Genomic DNA, 26,051 nt, shown 5'->3' on the forward strand with positions numbered 1-26,051 from the left:
GTGCGGGGCTTTTCTGCGTTCAGGGCACGCATCGTAGAGGACCTTCTTGCGGTAGCGGATGCCGTCGGGCCCTTCTGAGGGATGGCGTGCACGCTGACGCTCTTCTTTGTCCCTGCGCGTCCCGTAATCCCCGGTGGATCAGCACGCGGCGTCGGATGCGGCCCTCGTAAGGCGGAGTGGCGTCCGCCTACTCGGCGTATTCGGGCGTTCCGACAACGCGGCGAGGTGCCGTAGCTGTCGTCGTGCGCCCGCCCGGGATGGCGGGACAGCCTTAGAGGCGGCCGGCGGCCTTGAGGGCCAGGTAGGCGTCGGCCAGGGCCGGGGCCAGGTTGTCCGGGGTGGCGTCGACGACGTGGACGCCGTGGCGGGTCAGCTGGTCGGCGGTGCGGTGGCGGGCGGACTGGGACTGGGTCCCGGCAGCGGCCTCGTAGACCGCTTCGACGGTGCCGCGGGACTTCGTCATCTCCGCGACGTGGGGGTCCGCGACCGAGGCCAGCAGGACCGTGTGGCGCTGGGTGAGGCGGGGGAGGACCGGGAGCAGTCCCTCTTCGACGGCGGCGGCGTCCAGGCTGGTCAGGAGGACCACCAGGGAGCGGCGCGGGGCGCTGCGCAGGATGGCGGAGACCAGGGAGCGGGAGTCGGTTTCGACGAGCTCCGGTTCCAGGGTGGCCATCGCGTTGACGAAGGCCGGGAGAGTGTCGGCGGCCGAGCGGGCCTGGACTTGGGCGCGGGGGCGGCGGTCGTGGGCCAGGAGGTCCACGCGGTCGCCGGCCCGGGTGGCCAGGGCCGTCAGGAGCAGGGCCGCGTCCATCGCCGAGTCCAGGCGGGGGGCGTCGCCGACGCGGCCCGCCGAAGTACGGCCCGTGTCGAGGCAGATGAGGATGTGGCGGTCGCGCTCCGGGCGCCAGGTGCGGACGGCGACCTTGTTCTGGCGGGCGGTGGCCCGCCAGTCGATGGAACGGGTGTCGTCGCCGGGGACGTAGTCGCGCAGGCTGTCGAACTCCGTTCCCTCACCGCGTGTCAGGACGCTGGTGCGGCCGTCGAGTTCGCGCAGGCGGGCGAGGCGGGAGGGCAGGTGCTTGCGGCTGGTGAAGGGGGGCAGCACGCGGACCGTCCAGGGGACGGTGTGGTTGCCCTGGCGGGCGAACAGGCCGAGGGGCCCGTACGAGCGGATCGTGACGCGGGTCGCCTGGCGGTCGCCGCGGCGGGTGGGCCGCAGGCGGGTGGTGAGGCGGCGGCGTTCGCCCGGGGGGATCGTCAACGCGTGGCGGGACGCGGCGACTTCGGTGCCGGGCACCCAGGTGCTGGGGGGCCAGGCGTCGCGGACCCGGGCGCGCAGGAGGCGGGTCGAGGGGTTCGTGACCGTCAGGTGCACGTCGGCGGATTCGCCGAGGCGCACCGACGTGTCGCCGGAGCGGGCCAGCCGGAGCGTGCGGACGGGTGCCGCGAGGGCGTAGTCGAGCGCGCAGGCCACGGCGATGGGGGCGTTGACCGCCAGCATCCCGGCCCAGCTCGGTCCGAGGAAGCCGACGGGGAGGCTGCCGAGGGCCGCCACCAGGGCGGCGCGTCCGGTGAAGGCCATCAGCGCGGGACGGGGACGTGGGAGAGGATCGCGGTGATGACCGCGTCGGCCGTGACGCCCTCCATCTCGGCCTCGGGGCGCAGTTGGACGCGGTGGCGCAGGGTGGGCAGGGCCAGGGCCTTCACGTCGTCGGGGGTGACGTAGTCGCGGCCCACGAGCCAGGCCCACGCGCGGGCCGTGGCCAGCAGCGCGGTGGCGCCGCGCGGGGAGACGCCGAGGGTGAGGGAGGGGGACTCGCGGGTCGCGCGGCAGATGTCGACGACGTACGCGGCGATCTCGGGGGAGACGCTGGTGGCTTCGACGGCCTTGCGGGCGGCATCGAGCTCGGCGGCGCCGGCGACGGGGCGGATTCCGGCGGAGTGCAGGTCGCGGGGGTTGAAGCCGGCCGCGTGGCGGGTCAGTACGCCGATCTCGTCCTCGCGGGAGGGGAGGGGCACGGTGAGCTTCAGGAGGAAGCGGTCGAGCTGGGCCTCGGGCAGCGGGTACGTGCCCTCGTACTCGACCGGGTTCATGGTGGCGGCGACGAGGAACGGCTCCGGGAGCTTGCGGGGGGTGCCGTCGACGGTGACCTGGCGCTCCTCCATCGCTTCGAGGAGGGAGGACTGGGTCTTGGGGGGCGTGCGGTTGATCTCGTCGGCGAGGAGCAGGTTGGTGAAGACCGGGCCGTTCTGGAAGGAGAACTCCGCGGTGCGGGCGTCGTAGACGAGCGAGCCCGTGACGTCGCTCGGCATCAGGTCGGGGGTGAACTGGACGCGCTTGGTGTCGAGTTCGAGGGACGCGGCGAGGGCCCGTACGAGCAGGGTCTTCGCGACGCCGGGGACGCCTTCGAGGAGGACGTGGCCGCGGCAGAGGAGGGCTACGACGAGACCGGTGACGGCGGAGTCCTGGCCGACCACGGCCTTTCCGATCTCGGTGCGGAGCGCTTCCAGGGCGGAGCGGGCGCTGTCCGTGGTGGCCGTCATGAGGTGCGGACCTCTCTTTCGAGGGCGTCGAGTTGGTCGGTGAGCGCGACGAGCGCCGCGTCGGTGTCGGGGGTGGTGCCGAAGAGCAGGGTCGCCGGGTCGCCCGAGCGGTGCGCCGCGGCGGCGGGGTCGCCGGCCGTGAGGCGGGCGGCGACCGCGGGGACCAGGGACACGGGGTCGTGGGCCTGGGAGGCCGGTACGCCGACCAGCGCGGCCAGCCGTTCGCGGGCGGCGGCGCGCAGCACGGTGGCGGCGCGGTCGCGGGCGTCGGACTTGCGGTACAGGCGGGCGCGGCCCTCGGTGGCCTCGGAGGCGCGGATGAGGACGGGCAGGCGTTCGGTGACGAGCGGGCCGAGGCGGCGGGCGCGCCAGAGGGCGGCGACGGCCGCGGCGACGAAGAGCTGGAGCAGGGCCCAGCTCCAGCCGGCCGGGATCAGGGAGAGGAAGTCCTCTTCCCGGTCTTCGGCGTCGTCCGGGCCGCTGTCCGCGAGGGTCGGCAGGTACCAGACGAGGTGGGGGCGGGAGCCGAGGAGTTGGAGCGCGAGGGAGGCGTTGCCCTCCTTGGCGAGGGTCTTGTTGAGGAAGACGGTCTCGGAGCCGAGGAGGACGGTGTCGCCGCCGGGGGTGGCGGTGGGCAGGACGAGGAGCGTGGGGTGGCCGGCGCTGGGGTAGCAGCCGACGGCTCCGGGGGTGTCGGTGGTGTAGCGGTAGCCGCCGCCGGTGGGCGCGCGGCCGGCGGACGCGGCGGCGGGGAGCGCGCAGCTGCCGGGATCGAGGTTGGTGTCCGGGCCGGTGGCGCCGCCGTGGGTGCGGGTGCCGGGGGCCAGGTCGGGGAGGCTGAGCGTGCTCGGGGCGAGCAGGACGGTCCGGCCGCCGGAGAGGTCGATGGCGGAGCGGATCGCGCGGAGCTTGCCCTCGCCGAGCCGGTCGGGGTCGGCGACCAGCAGGGTCGTGTCGGGCCCGGTGGCGTCGGCGGCTTCCTCGGCGGTGGTGACGACGCGGGTGGTGACGCCGTGGGTCTTGAGCAGTTCGGCGACGGCCCGGCTGCCGAAGGGGTCGGCGGAGCGGGGATCGAGGTAGCCGTGCTTGGCGCCGGAGTTCAGGGCGGCCAGGGTCAGGCCGGCGGCGAGCAGGACGGCGAGTGCGATGAGGAAGCCGCGGGCTCGGGTCCACAGGATGCCGGGGGTGACGGGCGGGGCTGCGGTCGCACCGCCGGTTGCCTTGCCGGCTGCCGTGCCGGGGGTGGCGGCCGAGCCGGGCGTGGCCGTGGCCGCGGGCCGGGCCGGCGCCTGCGGACCGCCCGCGCTCCGGGTGGCGCCCGTACCGGCCGGGACCGGGCCGTAGGCGGCTTGTGGGGCCGTTCCGGGGGCGTCGGAGCCGGGTGCGGCCGGGGGCGTGCCCTTGGCGGGCTCCGGGGCCGTGCCAGGTGCGGGGAGGGCGCAGACGCGCGGGTCCGGGGCCTGGCCCTCGGTGGGGTCCGGGACGGGCGGGGTCGGGACGCTGGGGTCCGGGGGAGTGCCCGGGGTGGGCGGGGTCATGGGGTGGCGCCTGTCGGGAGCGGCTTGGTACGGGTCAGGGCGAGGTCCAGATCGCGCAGGGCGGCGTACATGGCCGCGTCGGCCGGGCGGGCGCCGTAGGTGACGTCGTCGAAGGTGCGGGCTGCGGCGCGCAGGGCCCCGGCGTGGGACGGGAGGGACACGGCGGCTTCGGCCGCCGCCTCGTCGGCGGTGCGGCCGGGGCGGGGGTCGAGGAGGGTGCGCTCCTCCAGGGAGCGGACGACGGCGCGCATGCGTTCCTGGACGGCCTCGCTCCAGCGGCCCTCGGAGGCCAGCGCGTCGGCGGCCGTGCGGTGGTCCGCGGCGCTGCGGATGCCGTCGTCGAAGAGGGCGCCCGCCGGGCCGGCGGTCCGGCTCGGGGCGCCGAGCCGCCACCACAGGGCGGCGATGGCGAGGATCGCGAACACGGCGATGGCCACCAGGCCCAGGGCTCCGCCGGGAGTGGCGCCGGAGGCGTGGTCGAAGAGGTCCCCGACCCAGTCCCAGAAGCGGTCCAGCGCGCGCTGGACCAGCCCCGGGTCGTTCTGGTGGTACACCGGTTTGGACAGCTCCTGCCGCGCCGCCTCGCGGGCGGCGTCCCGGCCGATGGTGACCGGTGGTGTGTCCGATGCCGTCTGTGAGAGCAGGCCCCCCGTGCTCCTCATCCCCGCGTCAGCCTCCGGTCGGCGGCGTGGTGGTGCCGTAGTTCTCGATGCCGGCCGCCCGGGCGAGCTCCAGGTCCAGGGCCTCGCGGCGGATGCGCTGGTCGACGTAGAGCAGGACGTTGACGCCCGCCTGCATCGGCATGGTGATGGTCAGGCCGATGACTCCGCTGATGCCCGCGACGATCAGGTAGCCCCAGCTGGTGGCCGCGGTGCCGTCGGCGATGCCTTCGAGGCCGCCGCCGAACAGGAACAGGCCCAGGATCGTCAGCGGGAAGACGATGACCGAGGAGATGAAGCCCGTGATCAGGCTGGTGAGGAGGGTGATGCCGAAGATGCGCCACCAGGAGCCCTTGACCAGCTTCGAGGACCGGGTGAGCGACTTGAGGACCGGCGCCTTCTCCAGCATCAGCGCGGGCGAGGCCAGCGAGAAGCGGACCCACAGCCACAGGAGCAGCCCGAGGGCGACGAGACCGCCGAGGACGGCGAAGCCGGTGCTGCCGGCGAGTGCGCCGGGAAGGACCAGGACGCCGACCAGGAGGGCCGAGCCGAGAGCCAGGAGCAGGGTCAGGCCGAAGAGCCGCGGCAGCTGCGGGCGGGACTCGCGCCAGGCGGCGCCGATCGAGGAGGCGTGGCCGAGGATCGCGCGGCTGAAGACCATGGTGAGCATCGCGGTGGCCGCGACGGTGCCGACGAGCTGGATGAAGATGTCGGCCGAGAGCACCCCCATCGTGGAGCCGAGGGTGTCGAGCTGCTCGTCGAGGGGCGCGCTGTCCGAGGACTCGAGGACGACGTCGCCGAACGCGAACTTCTGCGTGAGCACGGTGGCCAGCTGGACGACGACGGCCACGACCAGGGTGATCGGCAGGACCGCGCGCCAGTGCTTGCGCATGGTGGCGACCGCGCCGTCGAGGATCTCGCCCAGGCCGAGGGGGCGCAGCGGGATCACACCGGGCTTCACCACGGGGGCCTGGTTGCCCCAGCCGCCGGGTGCGCCGCCGTGCGGGGCCTGCTGCCCGCCGCCGTACGGGCCCCAGCCCGCGCCCTGCTGCGGCGCCGCGGGCGGCTGCTGCGGGGTCGGCGGGGTCTGGCCCGCGGCCGGGCTCGACCACTGGCCGGGCGGCGGCTGCTCGGCGGACCACTTCGGGTCGCCGGAGCCGGCGGAGCCGCCGGAAGCCGGCTGCGTACCGTGGGAGCCCTCACCGTCGGACGGGGAGGATCCGGGCGTAGCCCAGCCCGGAGAGTCGTTCATCGTCGCTCCTTCACGTGCACTGCAGGGTGCGGGGCGCTTGGTCCGGCTGCCATCGTGCCATGTGACAACCTCAAACGGACCAGCCGTCCCCGGGATCCCGGGGCGTTCGCGCCTTCATTTGTCGGGTGGATCCGGGGCACACTGGGCGCCCTGATCTCCACACAGGTCCGAGGGACGATTTCCAGCCCCTCCGGCTGTGGGACAGCTCACCGCCGGGTAACGATTAGCTAATGGGATGATGTCAACCATGAAGGGACGCGTCCTTGTCGTCGACGACGACACCGCGCTGGCCGAGATGCTCGGCATTGTGCTGCGTGGAGAAGGTTTTGAGCCGTCGTTCGTAGCGGACGGTGACAAGGCACTGGCTGCCTTCCGGGAGGCGAAGCCGGATCTCGTGCTGCTCGACCTCATGCTGCCCGGACGGGACGGCATAGAGGTGTGCAGGCTGATCCGCGCCGAGTCCGGCGTACCGATCGTCATGCTCACCGCCAAGAGCGACACCGTGGACGTCGTCGTGGGCCTGGAGTCCGGGGCCGACGACTACATCGTCAAGCCGTTCAAGCCGAAGGAGCTGGTGGCCCGCATCCGGGCCCGCCTGCGTCGTTCGGAAGAGCCGGCTCCCGAGCAGCTGGCCATCGGTGACCTGGTCATCGACGTGGCCGGGCATTCCGTCAAGCGGGACGGTGTCTCCATCGCGCTGACCCCGCTCGAGTTCGACCTGCTGGTCGCGCTCGCGCGCAAGCCCTGGCAGGTCTTCACCCGCGAGGTGCTGCTGGAGCAGGTCTGGGGCTACCGCCACGCGGCCGACACCCGGCTGGTCAACGTGCACGTCCAGCGCCTGCGCTCCAAGGTCGAGAAGGACCCGGAGCGCCCCGAGATCGTCGTGACGGTGCGTGGTGTCGGCTACAAGGCCGGACCCAGCTGACATGCAATCCGGCAAGCCCCGTGGAGGCTCCCGGTGGGGAGCCCTGCGGGGTGGCCGGGCACTTCGCCACGTAGCGGACGGAGCACCCGGCGGCCCCGTGCTGCGGCTGTGCGTACGCCTCGTACGCCGGCCGCTGCTCCCGGCTGTCCGGCTCTGGCGGCGCAACATCCAGCTCCGGGTGGTCGCCGCCACCCTGCTGATCTCACTCGCCGTGGTCCTCGCGCTCGGGTTCGTGGTCATCGCTCAGGTCAGCAAGGGCCTCCTCGACGCCAAGGAGGAGGCCGCGCAGAGCCAGGCCGCGGGAGGGTTCGCGGTCGCACAGGAGAAGGCCAACACCCCGTACACGGTGGACGGGGTGGACGCCTCCGACAACAAGGTCGGCCGCGACGCCAGTACGTGGATGAACTCGCTGGTCAAGCAGCTCGCCAGTGGCGGGCAGAGCGCCTTCGAGGTCGCGGCGCTGGGCGCGGGCACCGGTACCGGCGAAGAACAGCCACCCGGCCGGGGCGCGCTCGGTGTCCGGGGTGCCCGGGCCTCGGGCAACGTGGACCCGACCGCCAGCGTGCCGCTGGAACTGCGCCGGGCCGTCAACCACGCCACCGGGGCCTTCAAGACGTTCTCCCTGGTCCGCTACACCGCCGGTGCCGGGGACAAGGCGCCCGAGCCCGCGCTCGTCGTGGGCAAGCGGCTCACCGACATCAACGGCGACCCCTACGACCTGTACTACCTCTTCCCGCTGACCCAGGAGGAGGAGTCCCTCAACCTGGTCAAGGTCACCATCGCCACGGCCGGTCTCTTCGTCGTCGTCCTGCTCGGCGGGATCGCCTGGCTGGTCGTGCGCCAGGTCGTCACCCCGGTCCGGATGGCCGCCGGGATCGCCGAGCGGCTCTCCGCCGGGCGGCTCCAGGAGCGGATGAAGGTCACCGGCGAGGACGACATCGCCCGCTTGGGCGAAGCGTTCAACAAGATGGCCCAGAACCTCCAGAACAAAATCCAGCAGCTGGAGGACCTCTCCCGGCTGCAGCGCCGCTTCGTCTCGGACGTCTCGCACGAGCTGCGCACCCCGCTCACGACGGTCCGCATGGCCGCGGACGTCATCCACGACGCCCGCGCCGACTTCGATCCGATCACGGCGCGCTCCGCCGAACTGCTCGCCGGCCAGCTCGACCGCTTCGAGTCGCTCCTCGCCGACCTGCTGGAGATCAGCCGGTTCGACGCGGGCGCTGCCGCCCTGGAGGCGGAGCCGATCGACCTGCGCGACGTCGTGCACCGGGTCATCGACGCCGCGGAACCGCTCGCCGAGCACAAGAACACCCGGATCCGCGTCCTCGGCGACACCCAGCCGGTGATAGCCGAAGCCGACGCCCGGCGCGTGGAGCGGGTCCTGCGCAACCTCGTCGTCAACGCCGTCGAGCACGGTGAGGGCCGGGACGTGGTGGTCCGGCTCGCCTCGGCGGGCGGGGCCGTCGCCGTCGCCGTACGGGACTACGGAGTCGGGCTCAAGCCCGGCGAGGCCACCCGCGTCTTCAACCGCTTCTGGCGGGCCGACCCGGCGCGGGCGCGCACGACCGGCGGTACCGGCCTCGGCCTGTCCATCGCCGTCGAGGACGCCCGGCTGCACGGCGGCTGGCTCCAGGCGTGGGGCGAGCCGGGCGGCGGCTCGCAGTTCCGCCTCACCCTGCCGCGCACCGCCGACGAGCCGCTGCGCGGCTCGCCCATCCCGTTGGAGCCCGAGGACTCCCGGGCCAACCGGGCCAGGGCCGCGGCCGAGGGCCCGACCGGGCCCGGGCCGTCCCGGGAGCCCGCGGCCCGACCCGCCCGGTCGCCGATACCGCCGAGGTCCCCCGTGGCCGGTGCGATGCCGGTGCCGGCCGATCCGACGGCGCTGCCCGGAAACGGGGCCCGGGTCGTGACCCGGCCCACCGAGCAGGCCGCGGGCGGGGCGGCGGGAACAGCAGACCGAGAGGGTGGAGCGGGTGGAGCGGGTGGAACCGGTGGATCGCATGGGCGCTGAGCCGAGGCAGTCGCGGCGGACCGCGCGCACGCTCAGGGCCTGCGCCCTCGGCGCGGCCGGGCTGCTGCTCGCCGGCTGTGCGTCCATGCCCGACCGCGGCGAGATCCGCCCTGTCCAGGCCTCGCAGGGCGTCGACTCCCAAGTCCGCGTCTTCGGCGTACCGCCGGCCGACCGGGCCAGCCCGCAGGAGATCATCGACGGCTTCCTGGAGGCCATGACCAGCGACGATCCGCAGCTGCAGACCGCCCGCAAGTACCTCACCGAGGAAGCGGCGAAGAACTGGAAGCCCGGTTCGGCGGTCACCGTGCTCTCCGCCGGCCTCGACCGGGTCTCGGTGCCGGGGGAGAAGGATCCCGCGGCACCCCGCTTCCGGGTCACCGGCAAGATGCTGGCGACCGTGGACGAGCGCAGCGCGTACCAGCCGGAGACCAGCGACCGGCGCTACGAGGAGTTCCTGCAGCTCACGCAGGAGGACAAGCAGTGGCGGATCGCGACCCCGCCCAGCAGCCTGGTCCTGAGCGAGTCCGACTTCCAGCGCATCTACATGCCGGTCAACAAGTACTACTTCGCGGGTGCCACGCTCGTCGCCGACCCCGTCTATGTGCGGCAGCGCAGCGACCCGGACTCCCGGATGGACCCCACGACCCAGACCGTCAAATCGCTGCTGGCCGGCCCCTCCAAGTGGCTCGGGCCGGTCGTCACCTCCAGCTTCCCCACCGGTACGGAGCTGCGCGAGGGCACCAAGTCGCTCTCGTACGACGGCCAGAACACGCTGCGCGTGCCGCTGAACGACAAGGCCGACAACGTCGCGGAGCCGGCCTGCCGGAAGATGGCCACCCAACTCCTGTACACGGTCAAGGACCTGACTGGCTCCCGGGTCGACCGGGTCGAACTCGTGCGCGCCGACGGCAAGTCGGTGCTGTGCCAGATCACCGAGGCGGCCGCGGCGGTGGTCGCCAACCGGCCGCTGTCGCCGGGCCACCAGTACTACGTGGACAACGAGAACCGGCTCCAGCGGATGAGTCTGGACCCCAACCGGGAAGAGCAGCAGGACGCGGCGGCGGCGGTCCCCGGGCCGCTGTCCGGGAACCCGCCCTTCAAGGTGGGCTCCGCCGCCGTCGCCTACGACGAGAAGCGCGCGGCGGTCGTCTCCGAGGACGAGCACGGGCTGTACGTCGTCAACCTGACCACCGCCGGACCCATGCCGGCGCCGCTGCTGACCGCCAAGGGCTTCAAGCCGGCCGGGCTCACCGCCCCGACCTGGGACGCGGCCGGCGATCTGTGGATCGCGGACCAGGACCCGCAGAACCCGACGCTGTGGCGGCTGCCCGGCGGCGCCGGGACCCCCGAGCGGGTGGAGGTGTCCGGGCTGAACGGCGCCCGGATCACCGGGCTGAAGGCCTCGCCCGACGGGGTGCGGATGGCGCTGCTGCTGCAGAGCAAGGGCCGCAACAACCTGTTCATCGGGCGGATCGAGCGGCCCGACGCCAAGGGTGACGGATCGGTGGTCTCGGTACGGGAGCTGCGCCCGGCCGCCCCGCAGCTGGCGGACGTGACGGCGATGAGCTGGGCGCCGCGGGGCCGGCTGCTGGTGGTGGGCCGCGAGAGCGGCGGGGTCGTGCAGGCCCGCTACATGCTGGCGGACGGCTCGATGGTCGGCGCGGGGCTGCCCGGGGCGACCGGGCTGGAGGCGGTCGCGGCGAGCGAGGACGAGAGGAAGCCGGTGGTCGCGTACTCGAAGGAGGACGGGATCGTGTGGCTGCCGCCGGGGGCGCAGTGGCGCACGGTGGCGGCGGGCGGCCGGGCACCGGTCTACCCGGGCTGATCCACGGCCCGCCCCCTGCCCGTTTCGGGGTTTTCCACAGGGGTGGCACCGCCGCGTGCCCGCCGGGCAGGGTGGACGCCATGCGGGAGTGGTGGCGGACGCTGACCGGCGGCCCGGCCGGGGCGCTGGCCGGTGAGCTGGCGGGTCTGGTGCTGCCGGTGGACTGCGCCGGCTGCGGGGCAGCGCGGTCCGTGCTGTGCGGAGCCTGTCGCTCGGCGCTCAGTGGGGCCGTGGCGGGCCCGGTACGGCTTTCTCCGCGCCCCGCCGGGCTCCCGGCGGTCCATGCCTGTGCCCCGTACGAAGGGGCCGTACGGGCCGTCCTGCTGGCCCACAAGGAGCGCGGCGGGCTCCCGCTGGCCGGAGCCCTGGGCGCGGCCCTGGCGGCGGCGGTCCGTTCCGGCGCGACCGGCGGCGCCGGGACGGGGCGGACGGGTGGGGCGGGGGAGGTGGTCCTGGTTCCCGTGCCCTCCGCGCGGCACCGCGTCCGGGCGCGCGGCCACGATCCGGCGCGCAGGATCGCGCTGGCCGCCTCGGCGCGGCTGCGGCGGGCCGGTGTGCCCGCGCGCGTGGCGCCCGTACTGCGGCTGCGCCGGGCGGTGGCCGACCAGGCGGGCTTGGGGGCGCTGGAGCGCCGGGAGAACCTCGCGGGGGCCCTGGAGGCCCGGCCGCACGCCGGGCGGGTGACGGCCGGGGCGGGCCGGATCGTGATCGTGGACGACCTCGTGACCACCGGAGCGACGCTGGCGGAGGCCGCGCGGGCGCTGCGGGCCGCCGGGATCGGGCCCGTGGGCGGGGCTGCGGCGGTGGCCGCCTCGGCGGGCTCCTTCGTCCGCCCGGGAGCCTCGAACGGGGCCGGTCGGGGCCGGGCGGATCCGGTCCGCGACACGTTCAGACCCAAAACTCGTGAATAGATTTGGAACTGGAGGGGAAGGCGCATCGTTGCAGGTAGTAAGAGGGAACAGCCACCTGAACGGAGGTACGTTCCGGTAGCGGGTGCCGACAACCGCCATAGAGGGATATGTTCGGTTGTAAGGAACTGGCGAGCCTTGGGCCCCACGCATCGGATCGCATGTTCCGAGCGTTCGTACGTTTCGGAATCTTCGTGTCAGAGGCTGTCTCTCGACTCCGAAGTCGGTGGGGTGTTGATCTTGCCGATGGGGGAGGAGGAGGTGAAAGTCGCCAAGTCCGAGGCTTCGGTGTTCACCGGAGTCTGGTGCGAAAGGGAGACGCTTCGCCCCTGGGGCGTGGCTATCCGGGAACGGAGTTCTGCGTGGACATCGTCGTCAAGGGCCGTAAGACCGAGGTGCCCGACCGGTTCCGCAAGCACGTGGCCGAGAAGCTGAATCCGGAGCGGATCCAGAAGCTCGACGCCAAGGTGATCAGCTTGGACGTCGAGGTGTCCAAGGAGCACAACCCGCGCCAGGCCGACCGTTCCGACCGTGTGGAGATCACCCTGCGTTCGCGGGGCCCGGTCATCCGTGCCGAGGCCGCCGCCGCCGACCCGTACGCGGCGCTCGACCTCGCTCAGGACAAGCTGGAGGCCCGGCTGCGCAAGCAGCACGACAAGCGCCACACCCGTCGCGGCAGCGGACGGCTCTCGGCGGCCGAGGTCGCCGACGCGGTTCCGGACGCCGCGACCCTGAACGGCAACGGCGAGCCGGTCACCGGCGAGAAGGCGGACGCGATTCCGACCACGCGGATCGGATCGCTGGAAGTGCAGGGCGAAGGCCCCCTCGTCGTCCGAGAGAAGACCCACTCGGCCGCACCCATGTCGCTCGACCAGGCTCTGTACGAGATGGAACTGGTCGGCCACGACTTCTATCTGTTCGTCGACTCCGACACCAAGATGCCGAGCGTCGTCTACCGGCGCCACGGCTACGACTACGGCGTGATCCACCTGAACCCGGACGCCTCCGGCTCGGACGAGCTCGACGGCGCGGGAGCGGGCGGCGCGCTCGGCGGCTGAGGCCGCGCGATATCCGGATGTCCGTGCGGTGCCCCCGCGTTCGCTTCGGCGGGCGCGGGGGCACCCGTATGACGGATGGCCGGTAACCGTCGGCCGGTATTCGCCGGACCCCGAATGGTCGCGCGGGCATGGAATCATGTCGGGCAGTCAGCCGTCGGCCGCTCCCGTCGGATTGACCCAGCAGCTCAGCACATGCGGTGCAGGGGGAGGAACGATGGCGGACAGCTTCGGGCCGGTGCGCGATGACGACGGTGCGGGCTGCCGTGAGGAAGACCGGGCCGCAGAGCCGATCCGGGTGCTCGTGGTGGACGACCACGCGCTGTTCCGGCGAGGACTGGAGATCGTCCTCGCACAGGAGGAGGACATCCAGGTCGTCGGCGAGGCCGGGGACGGTGCGGAGGCCGTGGACAAGGCGGCCGACCTGCTGCCGGACATCGTGCTGATGGACGTACGGATGCCCAGGCGCGGCGGGATCGAGGCGTGCACCTCGATCAAGGAGGTGGCGCCCTCCGCGAAGATCATCATGCTGACGATCAGCGACGAGGAGGCGGACCTCTACGACGCGATCAAGGCGGGCGCCACGGGGTACCTCCTGAAGGAGATCTCCACGGACGAGGTCGCGACGGCGATCCGCGCGGTGGCGGACGGTCAGTCGCAGATCAGCCCGTCGATGGCGTCGAAACTCCTCACGGAGTTCAAGTCGATGATCCAGCGGACGGACGAGCGGCGGCTGGTGCCGGCGCCGCGGCTGACGGACCGGGAGCTGGAGGTCCTGAAGCTGGTGGCGACGGGGATGAACAACCGCGACATCGCGAAGGAGTTGTTCATCTCCGAGAACACCGTGAAGAACCACGTGCGCAACATCCTGGAGAAGCTGCAGCTGCACTCCAGGATGGAGGCGGTGGTGTACGCGATGCGGGAGAAGATCCTCGAGATCAGGTAAGCCGTCCACCGTTCCCCGGGCTCGGCCCGGACCCCTCCCGGGGCTCCGCCCTGGCTTCCAGGCGACCCCGCGCCTCAACGCCGGCGGGCCGAGATCGGTCAGAGGGCGGCCAGTTCCGCCGTCACCGCCGCCGCTTCGGCGGGGGACGAGGCCCGCTCGACGCGGACCGCGTCACAGCCGACCCACGAGGCCGCCTCGCGCAGGGCCTGGGCCATCGGACCCGCCGCCTTGGGCGTGGTCAAGGAGAGCTGGCGGGCCACCAGGGTCGTGCCCTCGCGGGCCGGATCGACGCGGCCCTGGAGGTGTCCGCCGGCCAGCAGGGGCATCGCGAAGTAGCCGTGGATCCGCTGGGGCTTGGGGACGTAGGCCTCGAGGCGGTGCGTGAAGCCGAAGATCCGCTCCGTGCGCGGGCGCTCCCAGACCAGGGAGTCGAACGGCGAGAGCAGGGTGGTGCGGTGGCGGCCTCGCGGCGCCGTGGCCAGGGCCGCCGGGTCGGCCCACGCGGGCTTGCCCCAGCCCTCCACCTCGACCGGGACCAGGCCCGAGTCGGCGATCACCGAGTCGAACTGCGCGCCGGTCAGGCGGTGGTAGTCCGCGATGTCGGACCGCGTGCCCACGCCCAGGCTCCGGCCGGCCAGGTCCACCAGGCGGCGCACGCACTCGCGGTCGTCCAGGTCGTCGTGGAGCAGTGCGTCGGGCACGGCCCGCTCGGGGAGGTCGTAGACCCGCTTCCAGCCCCGCCGCTCGGTGCAGAGGACCTCGCCGATGTCGAGCAGCCACTCCACCGCGATCTTCGTCTCGGACCATTCGAACCACTCGCCGCCGTTCTTGGCGCCGCCCAGCTCGGTCGAGGTGAGCGGCCCCTCGGCCGCCAGCCGGTCCAAGGCGGCCTTCGTCGAGCGGTCCTTGTCCCGCAGGACGTGCCAGCGGTGGCCGCGGGCCTTGCGGGCCCGGCGCCGGAAGGCGAAGTGCGGCCACTCCTCGATGGGCAGGATGCAGGCCGCGTGCGACCAGTACTCGAAGGCGTGGTGGTCCGACCAGTACGCCGCCTCGACGCCGGAGCGGCCGACCGCGCCCAGGCGCGCGTACGGGATGAGCTCGTGGGACCGGGCCAGTACGGAGATCGTGTCCAACTGGACGGCGCCCAGGTGGCGCAGGACTCCGCGTACCCCGCCGCGGCGGTCGGGGGCTCCGATGAACCCCTGCGCGCGCAGCGCGATGCGGCGGGCCTCGTCGGCGGACAGGGCGGCGGCCGGTCGCGGCCGGGGCGTTGCGGTCGTCATGACCGCACCCTAGACGCGCCCACTGACAGGCGAGGGCGAGGGCGAGGGCGAGGGCAGGTACGGGAGGCGGGAGGGGAGGCCGAGGTCGGAGGGGAGCACGGCGCCGATCCAGCAGTCCCGCAGGGTCTCGCGGTGTTCCATGGCCGCCCGCTGGACGCCTTCGACGGTGAAGCCGGCCTTCTCGGCGACCGCGCGGGAGGCGTCGTTGCCGATCCCGGCGCGCCAGACCATCCGTACGCAGCCGATCTCGGTGAAGGCCCAGCGCACCACGGCGGGCAGGGCCTCGGTCAGGTAGCCGCGGCCCCGGTGCCCGGCGACGGTCCAGTAGCCGACCTCGTGCGCGTGCGCGCCGGAGGGGACGACCCCGACGCAGGCGACCAGCGGGCCGTCGGCGCCGAGCCGGACCGCGAAGTTGTACTCCGAGCCGTCCTGCCACCCGGCCGGGGCCCTGGACACGAAGGCCTCGGCGTCCGCGCGCCCGTACGGGACGGGTACGGGGATCCAGCGCTGGATGCCCGGGTCCTGGCACGCCGCGTGCACCTCGTCGGTGTCCGTGGCGGCGAGGGGGCGCAGTACCAGGCGCTCCGTGGTCAAGGTGATCGGGTCCATGTGCGGATTCTGCTGCCCCGCGGGGCGCGCGGCGAACACTTTTCGGGAAGAGTGGCCGCCGGTACCGGCACCTTCGGCGCCCCTCGCACGTTCTCATTTACGGGCACTCGTGCCCCGCGGATGGTACGGACCTCCCGACGCGACCGCGTCCTCGCTTACGATGGCCGTTGCGGTGGGGCCCACCCTCCGTGCCCGTGTACGAACCAGTGCCAGGCCCGATCGGCAAGGAGACAAACCTCGGTGTCCGTCTTCAACAAGCTCATGCGTGCAGGCGAAGGCAAGATCCTCAAAAAACTGCACCGCATCGCGGACCAGGTCAACTCCATCGAAGAGGACTTCGTCAACCTCTCCGACGCCGACTTGCGTGCGCTCACGGACGAGTACAAGCAGCGCTTCCAGGACGGCGAGACCCTGGACGATCTGCTGCCCGAGGCCTTCGCGACCGTCCGCGAGGCCGCCAAGCGCGTCCTCGGCCAGCGCCACTACGACGTGCAGATGATGGGTGGCGCGGCCCTGCACCTCGGCTACGTGGCCGAGATGAAGACCGGTGAGGGCAAGACCCTCGTCGGCACGCTCCCCGCCTACCTCAACGCGCTGTCCGGCAAGGGCGTCCACCTGATCACGGTGAACGACTACCTGGCCGAGCGCGACTCCGAGATGATGGGCCGGGTGCACAAGTTCCTCGGCCTGGAGGTCGGCTGCATCCTGGCGAACATGTCTCCGGCTCAGCGCCGTGAGCAGTACGGCTGCGACATCACGTACGGCACGAACAACGAGTTCGGCTTCGACTACCTCCGCGACAACATGGCGTGGTCGCAGGAGGAGCTCGTCCAGCGCGGCCACAACTTCGCCGTGGTCGACGAGGTCGACTCGATCCTCGTCGACGAGGCCCGTACCCCGCTGATCATCTCCGGCCCGGCCGACCAGGCCACGAAGTGGTACGCGGACTTCGCGAAGCTGGTCACCCGCCTGAGCAAGGGCGAGCCCGGCCAGCCCCTCAAGGGCATCGAGGAGACCGGCGACTACGAGGTCGACGAGAAGAAGCGCACCGTCGCCATCCACGAGTCCGGTGTCGCGAAGGTCGAGGACTGGCTCGGCATCGAGAACCTCTACGAGTCGGTGAACACCCCGCTCGTCGGCTACCTGAACAACGCCATCAAGGCGAAGGAACTGTTCAAGGTCGACAAGGACTACGTCGTCATCGACGGCGAGGTCATGATCGTCGACGAGCACACCGGCCGCATCCTCGCCGGCCGCCGCTACAACGAGGGCATGCACCAGGCGATCGAGGCGAAGGAAGGGGTGGACATCAAGGACGAGAACCAGACCCTCGCCACGATCACCCTCCAGAACTTCTTCCGCCTGTACTCGAAGCTCTCGGGCATGACCGGTACGGCCATGACCGAGGCCGCCGAGTTCCACCAGATCTACAAACTCGGTGTCGTCCCGATCCCGACCAACCGCGACATGGTCCGCAAGGACCAGGCGGACCTGATCTACCGCACCGAGGTCGCGAAGTTCTCCGCCGTCGTCGACGACATCGCGGAGAAGCACGAGAAGGGCCAGCCGATCCTCGTCGGTACGACGTCGGTCGAGAAGTCCGAGTACCTCTCGCAGCAGCTCTCCAAGCGCGGCATCCCGCACGAGGTGCTGAACGCGAAGCAGCACGAGCGCGAGGCCTCGATCGTCGCCCAGGCCGGCCGCCGCGGCGCCGTCACGGTCGCCACGAACATGGCCGGCCGCGGTACCGACATCAAGCTCGGCGGCAACCCCGACGACCTCGCCGAGGCCGAGCTGCGCCAGCGCGGCCTGGACCCGGAGGAGCACATCGAGGAGTGGGCGCACGCCCTTCCCGAGGCGCTCACGCGGGCCGAGGCGGCCGTCAAGGCCGAGTTCGAAGAGGTCAAGGACCTCGGCGGCCTGTACGTGCTGGGCACCGAGCGCCACGAGTCCCGCCGTATCGACAACCAGCTGCGCGGCCGCTCCGGCCGACAGGGCGACCCGGGCGAGTCCCGCTTCTACCTGTCGCTCGGCGACGACCTGATGCGCCTGTTCAAGGCGCAGATGGTCGAGCGCGTCATGTCGATGGCGAACGTGCCGGACGACGTGCCGATCGAGAACAAGATGGTCACCCGGGCCATCGCGTCGGCCCAGTCGCAGGTCGAGACCCAGAACTTCGAGACGCGCAAGAACGTCCTGAAGTACGACGAGGTCCTCAACAACCAGCGCACGGTCATCTACGCGGAGCGCCGGCGGGTCCTGGAGGGCGAAGACCTCCAGGAGCAGATCCGGCACATGATGGACGACACGATCGACGCGTACATCACGGCCGAGACGGTCGAGGGGTTCGCGGAGGAGTGGGACCTGGACCGGCTGTGGAACGCCTTCCGGCAGCTCTACCCGATCAAGGTCACGGTCGAGGAGCTCGAGGACGCGGCGGGCGACCGCGCGGGCATCACCGCCGAGTTCATCGCGGAGTCCGTCAAGGACGACATCCACGAGCAGTACGAGGCGCGCGAGGCGACCCTCGGCTCCGACATCATGCGCGAGCTGGAGCGGCGCGTGGTGCTGTCGGTGCTGGACCGCAAGTGGCGTGAGCACCTGTACGAGATGGACTACCTGCAGGAGGGCATCGGCCTGCGGGCGATGGCCCAGAAGGACCCGCTGGTCGAGTACCAGCGCGAGGGCTTCGACATGTTCAACGCCATGCAGGAGGGCATCAAGGAGGAGTCCGTCGGCTACCTGTTCAACCTGGAGGTCCAGGTCGAGCAGCAGGTCGAGGAGGTCCCCGTGCAGGACGCCGGTCCTTCGCTGACCAAGCCGGAGATCCGGGCGAAGGGCCTGGACGCGCCGCAGCGTCCGGACCGGCTGCACTTCTCCGCGCCGACGGTCGACGGTGAGGGCGGCGTCGTCGAGGGCGACTTCGAGTCGGACTCCGGCGACGAGTCCGGGATGACGCGGGCGGAGCGCCGCAAGGCTGCGAAGGCCGCGGGCGGCCGCCGCCGCAAGAAGTAACCCCCGCTGCTCGCAGCATCCCCGCCGGGGCCGGACACCACGCCGTACGTGGAGTCCGGCCCCGGCGGCGTTCGGTGCCGCAGGGGAGCCGGTCACGGGCAGGGCCCTCGGAGTTCGACGGCGGCGCAGCGCCAGCGCAGGTCGGGGCCCTGTTCCAGGCGGAAGGCCATCGCCGTGAGGCGGTCGCCCGTCGCGATGCGGGCGAAGGCTTCGATGACCCCCGGCCCGGGGGTGAAACGGCCGCACTGGCGGATGACGGGGCGCAGGCGGTCGCGTACGGGGTCTTCCCGGCCCGCAGGGTGAGGGGAGGGGTCCGAGGAGGTCAGGCTGATCAGCTGGTCGTAGGCCGGGCCGATGGTGTGGCCCATCAGGGAGTGGACCGGGCGGCGCCCGCTGAGGACCGCGAGGAGCCGGTCGGCGAACCAGTGGTGCGGGCCGCGGGGGGCCGGGGCGGGCGGCCGGCGCCGGTCGTGGCGGCCGGGTGGCCGCGTGGTGTTCCTGGTCAGGGCGGCCTTGGTGGTCGTGGCGGTCATGGCGGTCGTCCCCCGAGAAGTCCGGGCCCGGCGTGAGTACCGGGCGGTAACTTGGTAGGGGACTTCTACGGGCCCGCGAACACGCTCCGCAACGGCCCGCGGAGGCCGCCGGGGCCGTGGCCGCCTTCACCTATCCGGGTGGGGGCCGGGCGGCGCCAGGCCCCCGGAGCCGCCCCGTACGTACCGGGGTGGACGCCTCCCGCACCCGGCCCGGCACCCCGAAGGGGGACGCGGCCCGTCACGGACGGAGTCCGGCCGCCCGCCGGGGGCCGGTCCTCACGTGGTGCGCGGCCGCGGTCGTATCCTGAGGGCGTTTCCGACTACCGAAAGCAGCCGGCCATGCGTGTGTACGTCCCCCTGACCCTTCCCGGGCTCGCCGAGGCGCACGAGGCGGGTGAGCTGGGTCCGGCTCCGCTGCGGGCGTACGCCGTCACGCCCGGGCTGCGCGAGTGGTACGTGTCGGACGACATCGAGGAGCTGGAGTACGCCGCCCTGGGCCGGGCCGCCGCCGCCTCGCTGCGGCTGATCGCCGAGGACGCCTCCGCGCCCCGCAAGCGGGTCGTCGTGGCCGTCGACGTGGACGACAAGGCCGCCACCGCCACCCCCGGGGTCGATGAGGCCGCGCTCGGCCGCGTGTCCCTCGCCGGGGCCGTACGGCTCACCGTGGCCGCTGCCGTGCACGTGGACGCGGAGGATGCCCTGGAGGACGTGACGGCCGCCGCGCTGGCCGTGCCGGCCGCGGACCAGGGGGACGAGGACGCGCGGTTCACCGTCGACGGGGCCGAGGACCACGAGCTGCTCTGGTTCGGGGTGCAGGAGATCGCGGGGCTGCTGAAGTGAGCCCGGTGACACCCTCGATATCCGCGGCGTCCGTGCCCGTGACACCCCTGACCTCGCACATCGTCTGGGACTGGAACGGCACGCTGCTCCACGACATCGACGCCGTCATGGCCGCGACGAACGCCTCCTTCGCCGAGCTCGGCTTCGCGCCGATCAGCCTGGAGCGGTACCGCGAGCTGTATGTCGTACCGGTGCCGAAGTTCTACGAGCGCCTCATGGGCCGGCTCCCCACGGACGCCGAGTGGGTCGTGATGGACGAGGCCTTCCACCGCCACTACTGGGCCGCCGCCGAGGACGCCGGGCTCGCCGAAGGGGCCCGGGAGCTGCTCCGGGACTGGCAGGCGGACGGGCTCACGCAGTCCCTGCTGTCCCTCGCGCCCCACGACAAACTCGTGCCGCTCGTCCGGGCACACGGCATCGACCGGCACTTCCTGCGCGTCGACGGGCGCACCGGGCCCTCCCACACCAGCAAGGCGGGACATCTCGTACGCCATCTGCAGGCCCTGGAGGGGACGGGGGTGACGGCAGGACGTACGGTGCTCATCGGAGACGCCGTGGACGACGCGCTGGCCGCCGCTCACGTGGGCGCGCGGGCCGTGCTCTATACGGGCGGTTCGCACAGCCGCGGCAGTCTGGAATCGGCCGGTGTCCCCGTCGTCGACAGCCTGGCCGAGGCCGTACTCGCTGCTCGCGAGATGGCCGAATAGCGACCGGATCGTGACCGGGCACGCCGGCCCGGGCGCGTCGCTGTCCAGAGTGTCAAAGTTCCACCCCCGGATTTGTACACATACAGCTCATGACGAGTCGGGGGTGGGGCGAGATAGCCTGGTACCCGTGATCAGCGCGATAGTTCTCGGAGGCACTGAAGCCTCCGGCCGGCGCCCGGCGCACGACCGTGCCCGGGCCATCGCTGATCCCCGCCGCCGGGACCTCCTGCCGATCATGGCCGATTCCCTCCCGAGCGGCTCTTTCGACGGCGTAGCGCCGATTCCGAACGGACACCCCGCCTCGCGGTGCTATGCCATTCCTTCCTTCACCTACGTCACGCAATGGCGCGCGACAGGAGCCAGAGGACATGCAGACCAAGCTGGACGAAGCAAAGGCCGAGCTGCTCGCGCGGGCGGCCCGGGTAGCTGAGAACAGCCCGGCCGGGGGGCTACTTCCGACTGGGTCCGAACAGGGGGAGCGTCCCGATCAGGGCGCGATGCTCTCCTACCTCCAGCGCTACTACCTGCACACCGCCCCCGAGGACCTCCTCGACCGGGATCCGGTCGACGTGTTCGGGGCAGCGCTCTCGCACTACCGGATCGCGGAGACGCGCCCGCAGGGCACCGCGAACGTCCGGGTGCACACGCCCACGGTGGAGGAGAACGGCTGGACCTCCAGTCACTCCGTCGTCGAGGTGGTCACCGACGACATGCCGTTCCTCGTCGACAGCGTCACCAACGAGCTGTCACGCCAGGGCCGCGGCATCCACGTCGTGATCCACCCGCAGGTCGTCGTGCGCCGCGACGTCACCGGCAAGCTGATCGAGATCCTCGGCCCCGACTGCGACGCCCACGGTCCCCGCACCGCGCGCCCCCACGACTCCCTCGTCGAGTCCTGGATCCACGTCGAGATCGACCGCGAGACCGACAGGGCCGACCTCAAGCAGATCACCGTCGACCTGCTGCGCGTCCTGTCAGACGTCCGCGAGTCCGTCGAGGACTGGGAGAAGATGCGCGACGCCGCGCTGCGCATCGCCGAGGGCCTGCCCGAGGAGCACACCGCGCCCGACCTGCGCGAGTACGAGCTCGAAGAGGCCCGCGAGCTGCTGCGCTGGCTGGCCGACGACCACTTCACCTTCCTCGGCTACCGCGAGTACAACCTCGTCGACGGCGACTCCCTGGCCGCCGTGGCCGGCACCGGCCTCGGCATCCTGCGCTCCGACCCGCACCACAGCGGCAAGGACGACGGCCACCCCGTCTCGCCGTCCTTCAACCGGCTCCCGGCCGACGCCCGCGCCAAGGCCCGCGAGCACCGCCTGCTGGTGCTGACCAAGGCCAACAGCCGCTCCACCGTGCACCGCCCCTCGTACCTCGACTACGTGGGCGTGAAGAAGTTCGACGCCGACGGCAACGTCATCGGCGAACGCCGCTTCCTCGGCCTGTTCTCCTCCGCCGCGTACACCGAGTCGGTGCGCCGCGTCCCCGTCATCCGCCGCAAGGTCGCCGAGGTCCTCGAAGGCGCCGGCTTCGCGCCGTCCAGCCACGACGGCCGCGACCTGCTGCAGATCCTGGAGACCTACCCGCGCGACGAGCTGTTCCAGACCCCGGTCGACCAGCTCCAGCCCATCGCCACCTCCGTGCTGTACCTGCAGGAGCGCCGCCGGCTGCGGCTGTACCTGCGCCAGGACGAGTACGGGCGCTACTACTCGGCGCTCGTCTACCTGCCGCGCGACCGCTACACCACGGGCGTGCGGCTGCGCCTGATCGCGATCCTGCAGGAAGAGCTCGACGGCATCAGCGTCGACTTCACCGCCTGGAACACCGAGTCGATCCTCTCCCGCATCCACTTCGTCGTCCGCGTCCCGCAGGGCACCGAGCTGCCCGTGCTGACCGACGCCGACGTCGAGCGGATCGAGGGCCGGCTGGTCGAGGCCGCCCGCTCCTGGGCCGACGGCTTCGGCGAGGCGCTCGTCGCGGAACTGGGCGAGGAGCGCGCCGCCGAGCTGCTGCGCAAGTACGGGACCTCCTTCCCCGAGGGCTACAAGGCCGACCACTCGCCGCGCGCGGCCGTGGCGGACCTGTGCCACCTGGAGCGGCTGTCGGCGAGCGACCGCGAGTTCGCGCTGTCGCTGTACGAGCCGGTCAGCGCCGGCCCCGGCGAGCGCCGGTTCAAGATCTACCGCACGGGCGAGCAGGTCTCGCTCTCCGCGGTGCTGCCGGTCCTGCAGCGCCTGGGCGTCGAGGTCACCGACGAGCGCCCCTACGAGCTGCGCCGCTCCGACCGCGTCAGCGCCTGGATCTACGACTTCGGCCTGCGGATGCCGCTCTCGTCGGGCAACGGGGACGCGTACCTCGGCGACGACGCGCGCGAGCGCTTCCAGGAGGCCTTCGCGGCGGTCTGGCAGGGCGACGCCGAGAACGACAACTTCAACACCCTGGTGCTGGGCGCCGGGCTGAACTGGCGCCAGGCCGTCGTGCTGCGCGCGTACGCCAAGTACCTGCGCCAGGCCGGTGCCACCTTCAGCCAGGACTACATGGAGGACACCCTCCGCAACAACGTCCACACCACCCGGCTGCTGGTCTCGCTCTTCGAGGCCCGCATGTCGCCCGGCCGCCAGTCCGCGGGCAGCGAGCTCGTCGACGCGATGCTGGAGGAGCTGGACGGGGCCCTGGACCAGGTCGCCTCGCTGGACGAGGACCGGATCCTGCGGTCCTTCCTCACCCTCATCAAGGCGACGCTGCGCACCAGCTTCTTCCAGCTGAACGCGGCGGGCGAGCAGCACTCCTACGTGTCGATGAAGCTCGACCCGCAGGCCATCCCGGACCTGCCGGCCCCGCGCCCGGCCTTCGAGATCTGGGTGTACTCCCCACGCGTGGAGGGCGTCCACCTGCGCTTCGGCAAGGTCGCCCGAGGCGGCCTGCGCTGGTCCGACCGGCGCGAGGACTTCCGTACGGAGATCCTCGGCCTGGTCAAGGCGCAGATGGTCAAGAACACGGTCATCGTGCCGGTCGGCGCCAAGGGCGGCTTCGTCGCCAAGAACCTGCCGGACCCCTCGGTGGACCGCGACGCCTGGCTCGCCGAGGGCATCGCCTCGTACAAGATCTTCATCTCGGCGCTCCTCGACATCACCGACAACATGGTCGGCGGCGAGGTCGTGCCGCCCAAGGGCGTGGTCCGCCACGACGAGGACGACACCTATCTCGTCGTCGCCGCCGACAAGGGCACCGCGACCTTCTCCGACATCGCCAACGGCGTCGCGGAGTCCTACGGGTTCTGGCTGGGCGACGCCTTCGCCTCCGGCGGCAGCGCCGGCTACGACCACAAGGGCATGGGCATCACCGCCCGCGGTGCCTGGGAGTCCGTCAAGCGGCACTTCCGCGAGCTCGGGCACGACACCCAGACGCAGGACTTCACGGTCGTCGGCGTCGGCGACATGTCCGGCGACGTATTCGGCAACGGCATGCTGCTCTCCGAGCACATCCGCCTGGTCGCCGCCTTCGACCACCGGCACATCTTCATCGACCCGACCCCGGACGCGGCGACCTCGTACGCCGAGCGCCGGCGCCTGTTCGAGCTGCCGCGCTCCTCGTGGGCCGACTACGACACCTCGCTCCTGTCGCAGGGCGGCGGGATCCACCCGCGCAGCGCGAAGGCCATCCCGGTCAACGCGCAGATCCGCGCGGCCCTCGGCATCGAGGCGGGCGTCACCAAGATGACCCCGGCCGAGCTGATGCAGGCCATCCTCAAGGCCCCCGTCGACCTGCTGTGGAACGGCGGCATCGGTACGTACGTCAAGGCGACGGCCGAGACGCACGCGGACGTCGGCGACAAGGCCAACGACGCCATCCGCGTCAACGGCTCCGACGTGTGGGCCAAGGTCATCGGCGAGGGCGGCAACCTGGGCCTGACCCAGCTCGGCCGCATCGAGTTCGCGCGCAGCGGCGCGGGCGGCGAGGGCGGCAAGGTCAACACCGATGCCATCGACAACAGCGCGGGCGTGGACACCTCCGACCACGAGGTGAACATCAAGATCCTGCTGAACTCGGTGGTCGCCGACGGCGACCTGACCGTCAAGCAGCGCAACAAGTTCCTCGCCGAGATGACCGACGAGGTCGGCCGTCTGGTGCTGCGCAACAACTACGCGCAGAACGTGGCGCTGGCCAACGGCGCGGCCCAGGCTCCCAGCCTGCTCCACGCCCAGCAGCGCTTCATGCGCCGCCTGGGCCGGGACGGCCTGCTGGACCGGGGGCTGGAGTTCCTGCCCAACGACCGGCAGATCCGCGAGCTGCTCAACAACGGCAAGGGCCTGACCCAGCCGGAGCTGGCCGTCCTGTTCGCCTACACCAAGATCACGGTGGCGGACGAGCTCATCCACACCGAGCTGCCGGACGACCCGTACTTCGCCCGCCTGCTGCACGCCTACTTCCCGGGCGCGCTGCGCGCGAAGTTCCCCGAGCAGGTCGACGGGCACGCGCTGCGCCGCGAGATCATCACCACCGTGCTGGTCAACGACACCGTCAACAGCGGTGGCTCGACCTTCCTGCACCGCCTGCGCGAGGAGACCGGGGCCTCCCTGGAGGAGATCGTCCGGGCGCAGCTCGCCGCCCGCGAGATCTTCGGCCTGGCCGGCGTGTGGGACGCCGTCGAGGCGCTCGACAACAAGGTCGCCGCGGACGTCCAGACCCGGGTGCGGCTGCACTCGCGGCGCCTGGTCGAGCGCGGCACGCGCTGGCTGCTGAACAACCGGCCGCAGCCGCTCCGGATCACCGAGACCATCGAGTTCTTCGCGGAGCGGGTGGAGCGGGTCTGGTCGGACCTGGCGAAGCTGGTGCGCGGCGCGGACCTGGAGTGGTACGAGGCGGTCATGGGCGAGTTGATCGGCGAGGGCGTGCCGGAGGAGCTGGCGGCCAAGGTGGCCGGGTTCTCCTCGGCCTTCCCGACGCTGGACATCGTCGCGATCTCGGACCGTACGGGCGTCGAGCCGCTGGCCGTCGCCGAGGTGTACTACGACCTCGCCGACCGGCTGGACATCACCCAGCTGATGGACCGGATCATCGACCTGCCGCGGGCCGACCGCTGGCAGTCGATGGCCCGCGCCTCCATCCGCGAGGACCTGTTCTCGGCGCACGCCGCCCTGACCGCCGACGTACTGGCGGTCGGCGACGGTACGTCGACTCCCGAGGAGCGCTTCAAGGCGTGGGAGGAGAAGAACACGGCGATCATCGGGCGGGCCCGGACGACCCTGGACGAGATCCAGGGATCGGACGACTTCGACCTGGCGAACCTGTCGGTCGCGATGCGGACGATGAGGTCGCTGCTGAGGGCGCACAGCTAGTCCCCGCGATGCGGTGAGCGAAGCGGAAGGGGCGGGCCGGGACGGCGGTTTCTAGGGATCGT

The 26,051-nt window shown here is 72.1% G+C and carries 18 protein-coding genes; 10 read left to right on the top strand and 8 right to left on the bottom strand.

Features of this window, described 5'->3' with window-relative positions:
* Positions 1 to 271: 271 nt before the first annotated feature.
* From J7F03_RS15115 to J7F03_RS15135, 5 genes are read right to left on the bottom strand one after another with little or no spacing between them, the layout of a single operon-like run.
* Positions 272 to 1,582 carry a DUF58 domain-containing protein gene (locus J7F03_RS15115; protein ID WP_214949721.1) on the bottom strand — a complete coding sequence of 437 codons (1,311 nt, stop codon included), beginning with the start codon at positions 1,580 to 1,582 and terminating at the stop codon, positions 272 to 274.
* On the bottom strand, positions 1,582 to 2,544 hold the full coding sequence (locus J7F03_RS15120) for a MoxR family ATPase (RefSeq protein ID WP_214949722.1): 963 nt from the start codon (positions 2,542 to 2,544) through the stop codon (positions 1,582 to 1,584). Before J7F03_RS15120 ends, J7F03_RS15115 begins: the two co-directional genes overlap by 1 nt.
* Positions 2,541 to 4,082 carry a DUF4350 domain-containing protein gene (locus tag J7F03_RS15125; RefSeq protein WP_214949724.1) on the bottom strand — a complete coding sequence of 514 codons (1,542 nt, stop codon included), beginning with the start codon at positions 4,080 to 4,082 and terminating at the stop codon, positions 2,541 to 2,543. The genes J7F03_RS15120 and J7F03_RS15125 overlap by 4 nt, the downstream gene beginning before the upstream one ends.
* Positions 4,079 to 4,744 (bottom strand): DUF4129 domain-containing protein, encoded by a 666-nt coding sequence (locus J7F03_RS15130; protein ID WP_214949726.1) that lies wholly within the window; start codon positions 4,742 to 4,744, stop codon positions 4,079 to 4,081. The genes J7F03_RS15125 and J7F03_RS15130 overlap by 4 nt, the downstream gene beginning before the upstream one ends.
* 7 nt (positions 4,745 to 4,751) lie before the next feature.
* A complete protein-coding gene (locus J7F03_RS15135) occupies positions 4,752 to 5,993 on the bottom strand; it encodes a hypothetical protein (RefSeq protein ID WP_214949727.1) in 1,242 nt (413 codons plus the stop codon).
* Positions 5,994 to 6,228: 235 nt separating this feature from the next.
* On the opposite strand from J7F03_RS15135, the gene mtrA reads away from it, so the two are divergent.
* The 6 genes from mtrA to J7F03_RS15165 all read left to right on the top strand — a co-directional run bounded on the left by mtrA (position 6,229) and on the right by J7F03_RS15165 (position 13,666).
* A complete protein-coding gene (gene mtrA / locus J7F03_RS15140; protein ID WP_214949728.1) occupies positions 6,229 to 6,918 on the top strand; it encodes a two-component system response regulator MtrA in 690 nt (229 codons plus the stop codon).
* Between the two features lies 1 nt (position 6,919).
* Positions 6,920 to 8,932 (top strand): MtrAB system histidine kinase MtrB, encoded by a 2,013-nt coding sequence (gene mtrB, locus J7F03_RS15145; RefSeq protein ID WP_214949729.1) that lies wholly within the window; start codon positions 6,920 to 6,922, stop codon positions 8,930 to 8,932.
* A complete protein-coding gene (locus J7F03_RS15150; protein WP_214949730.1) occupies positions 8,922 to 10,757 on the top strand; it encodes an LpqB family beta-propeller domain-containing protein in 1,836 nt (611 codons plus the stop codon). Before mtrB ends, J7F03_RS15150 begins: the two co-directional genes overlap by 11 nt.
* 80 nt (positions 10,758 to 10,837) lie before the next feature.
* Positions 10,838 to 11,668 carry a ComF family protein gene (locus J7F03_RS15155; protein WP_214949731.1) on the top strand — a complete coding sequence of 277 codons (831 nt, stop codon included), beginning with the start codon at positions 10,838 to 10,840 and terminating at the stop codon, positions 11,666 to 11,668.
* A gap of 359 nt (positions 11,669 to 12,027) precedes the next feature.
* Positions 12,028 to 12,723, top strand: a complete 696-nt coding sequence (hpf, locus tag J7F03_RS15160; RefSeq protein ID WP_308379550.1) for a ribosome hibernation-promoting factor, HPF/YfiA family — start codon at positions 12,028 to 12,030, stop codon at positions 12,721 to 12,723.
* Between the two features lie 214 nt (positions 12,724 to 12,937).
* The gene (locus J7F03_RS15165; RefSeq protein ID WP_214949735.1) at positions 12,938 to 13,666 is read left to right on the top strand and encodes a response regulator transcription factor; all 729 of its coding nucleotides are present in this window, start codon (positions 12,938 to 12,940) and stop codon (positions 13,664 to 13,666) included.
* Positions 13,667 to 13,764: 98 nt separating this feature from the next.
* On the opposite strand, the gene J7F03_RS15170 is transcribed toward J7F03_RS15165, so the two are convergent.
* Both J7F03_RS15170 and J7F03_RS15175 read right to left on the bottom strand, forming a co-directional pair.
* Positions 13,765 to 14,949, bottom strand: coding sequence for a winged helix-turn-helix domain-containing protein (locus tag J7F03_RS15170; protein WP_214949737.1), 1,185 nt, complete (start codon positions 14,947 to 14,949; stop codon positions 13,765 to 13,767).
* Positions 14,950 to 14,958: 9 nt separating this feature from the next.
* Positions 14,959 to 15,558: a GNAT family N-acetyltransferase gene (locus J7F03_RS15175; protein WP_214949739.1), complete on the bottom strand. Its 600-nt coding sequence runs from the start codon at positions 15,556 to 15,558 to the stop codon at positions 14,959 to 14,961.
* A gap of 240 nt (positions 15,559 to 15,798) precedes the next feature.
* Between J7F03_RS15175 and secA the strand changes: the two genes are divergently transcribed.
* A complete protein-coding gene (gene secA / locus J7F03_RS15180) occupies positions 15,799 to 18,573 on the top strand; it encodes a preprotein translocase subunit SecA (protein WP_214949741.1) in 2,775 nt (924 codons plus the stop codon).
* Between the two features lie 92 nt (positions 18,574 to 18,665).
* Here secA and J7F03_RS15185 read toward each other — a convergent pair whose 3' ends face one another.
* Positions 18,666 to 19,106 carry an Rv3235 family protein gene (locus J7F03_RS15185; RefSeq protein WP_251071958.1) on the bottom strand — a complete coding sequence of 147 codons (441 nt, stop codon included), beginning with the start codon at positions 19,104 to 19,106 and terminating at the stop codon, positions 18,666 to 18,668.
* Between the two features lie 339 nt (positions 19,107 to 19,445).
* Between J7F03_RS15185 and J7F03_RS15190 the strand changes: the two genes are divergently transcribed.
* From J7F03_RS15190 to J7F03_RS15200, 3 genes are all read left to right on the top strand, one after another.
* Entirely contained in the window at positions 19,446 to 19,946 is a 501-nt protein-coding gene (locus J7F03_RS15190; protein WP_214949743.1) for a hypothetical protein, read from the top strand.
* A 47-nt stretch (positions 19,947 to 19,993) separates the two neighbouring features.
* A complete protein-coding gene (locus J7F03_RS15195; protein WP_214949746.1) occupies positions 19,994 to 20,653 on the top strand; it encodes an HAD family hydrolase in 660 nt (219 codons plus the stop codon).
* A 368-nt stretch (positions 20,654 to 21,021) separates the two neighbouring features.
* Positions 21,022 to 25,989, top strand: a complete 4,968-nt coding sequence (locus J7F03_RS15200; RefSeq protein ID WP_214949744.1) for an NAD-glutamate dehydrogenase — start codon at positions 21,022 to 21,024, stop codon at positions 25,987 to 25,989.
* Positions 25,990 to 26,051: the final 62 nt, after the last annotated feature.

This window comes from Streptomyces sp. ISL-43, from assembly GCF_018614195.1.
Lineage (GTDB): Bacteria > Actinomycetota > Actinomycetes > Streptomycetales > Streptomycetaceae > Streptomyces.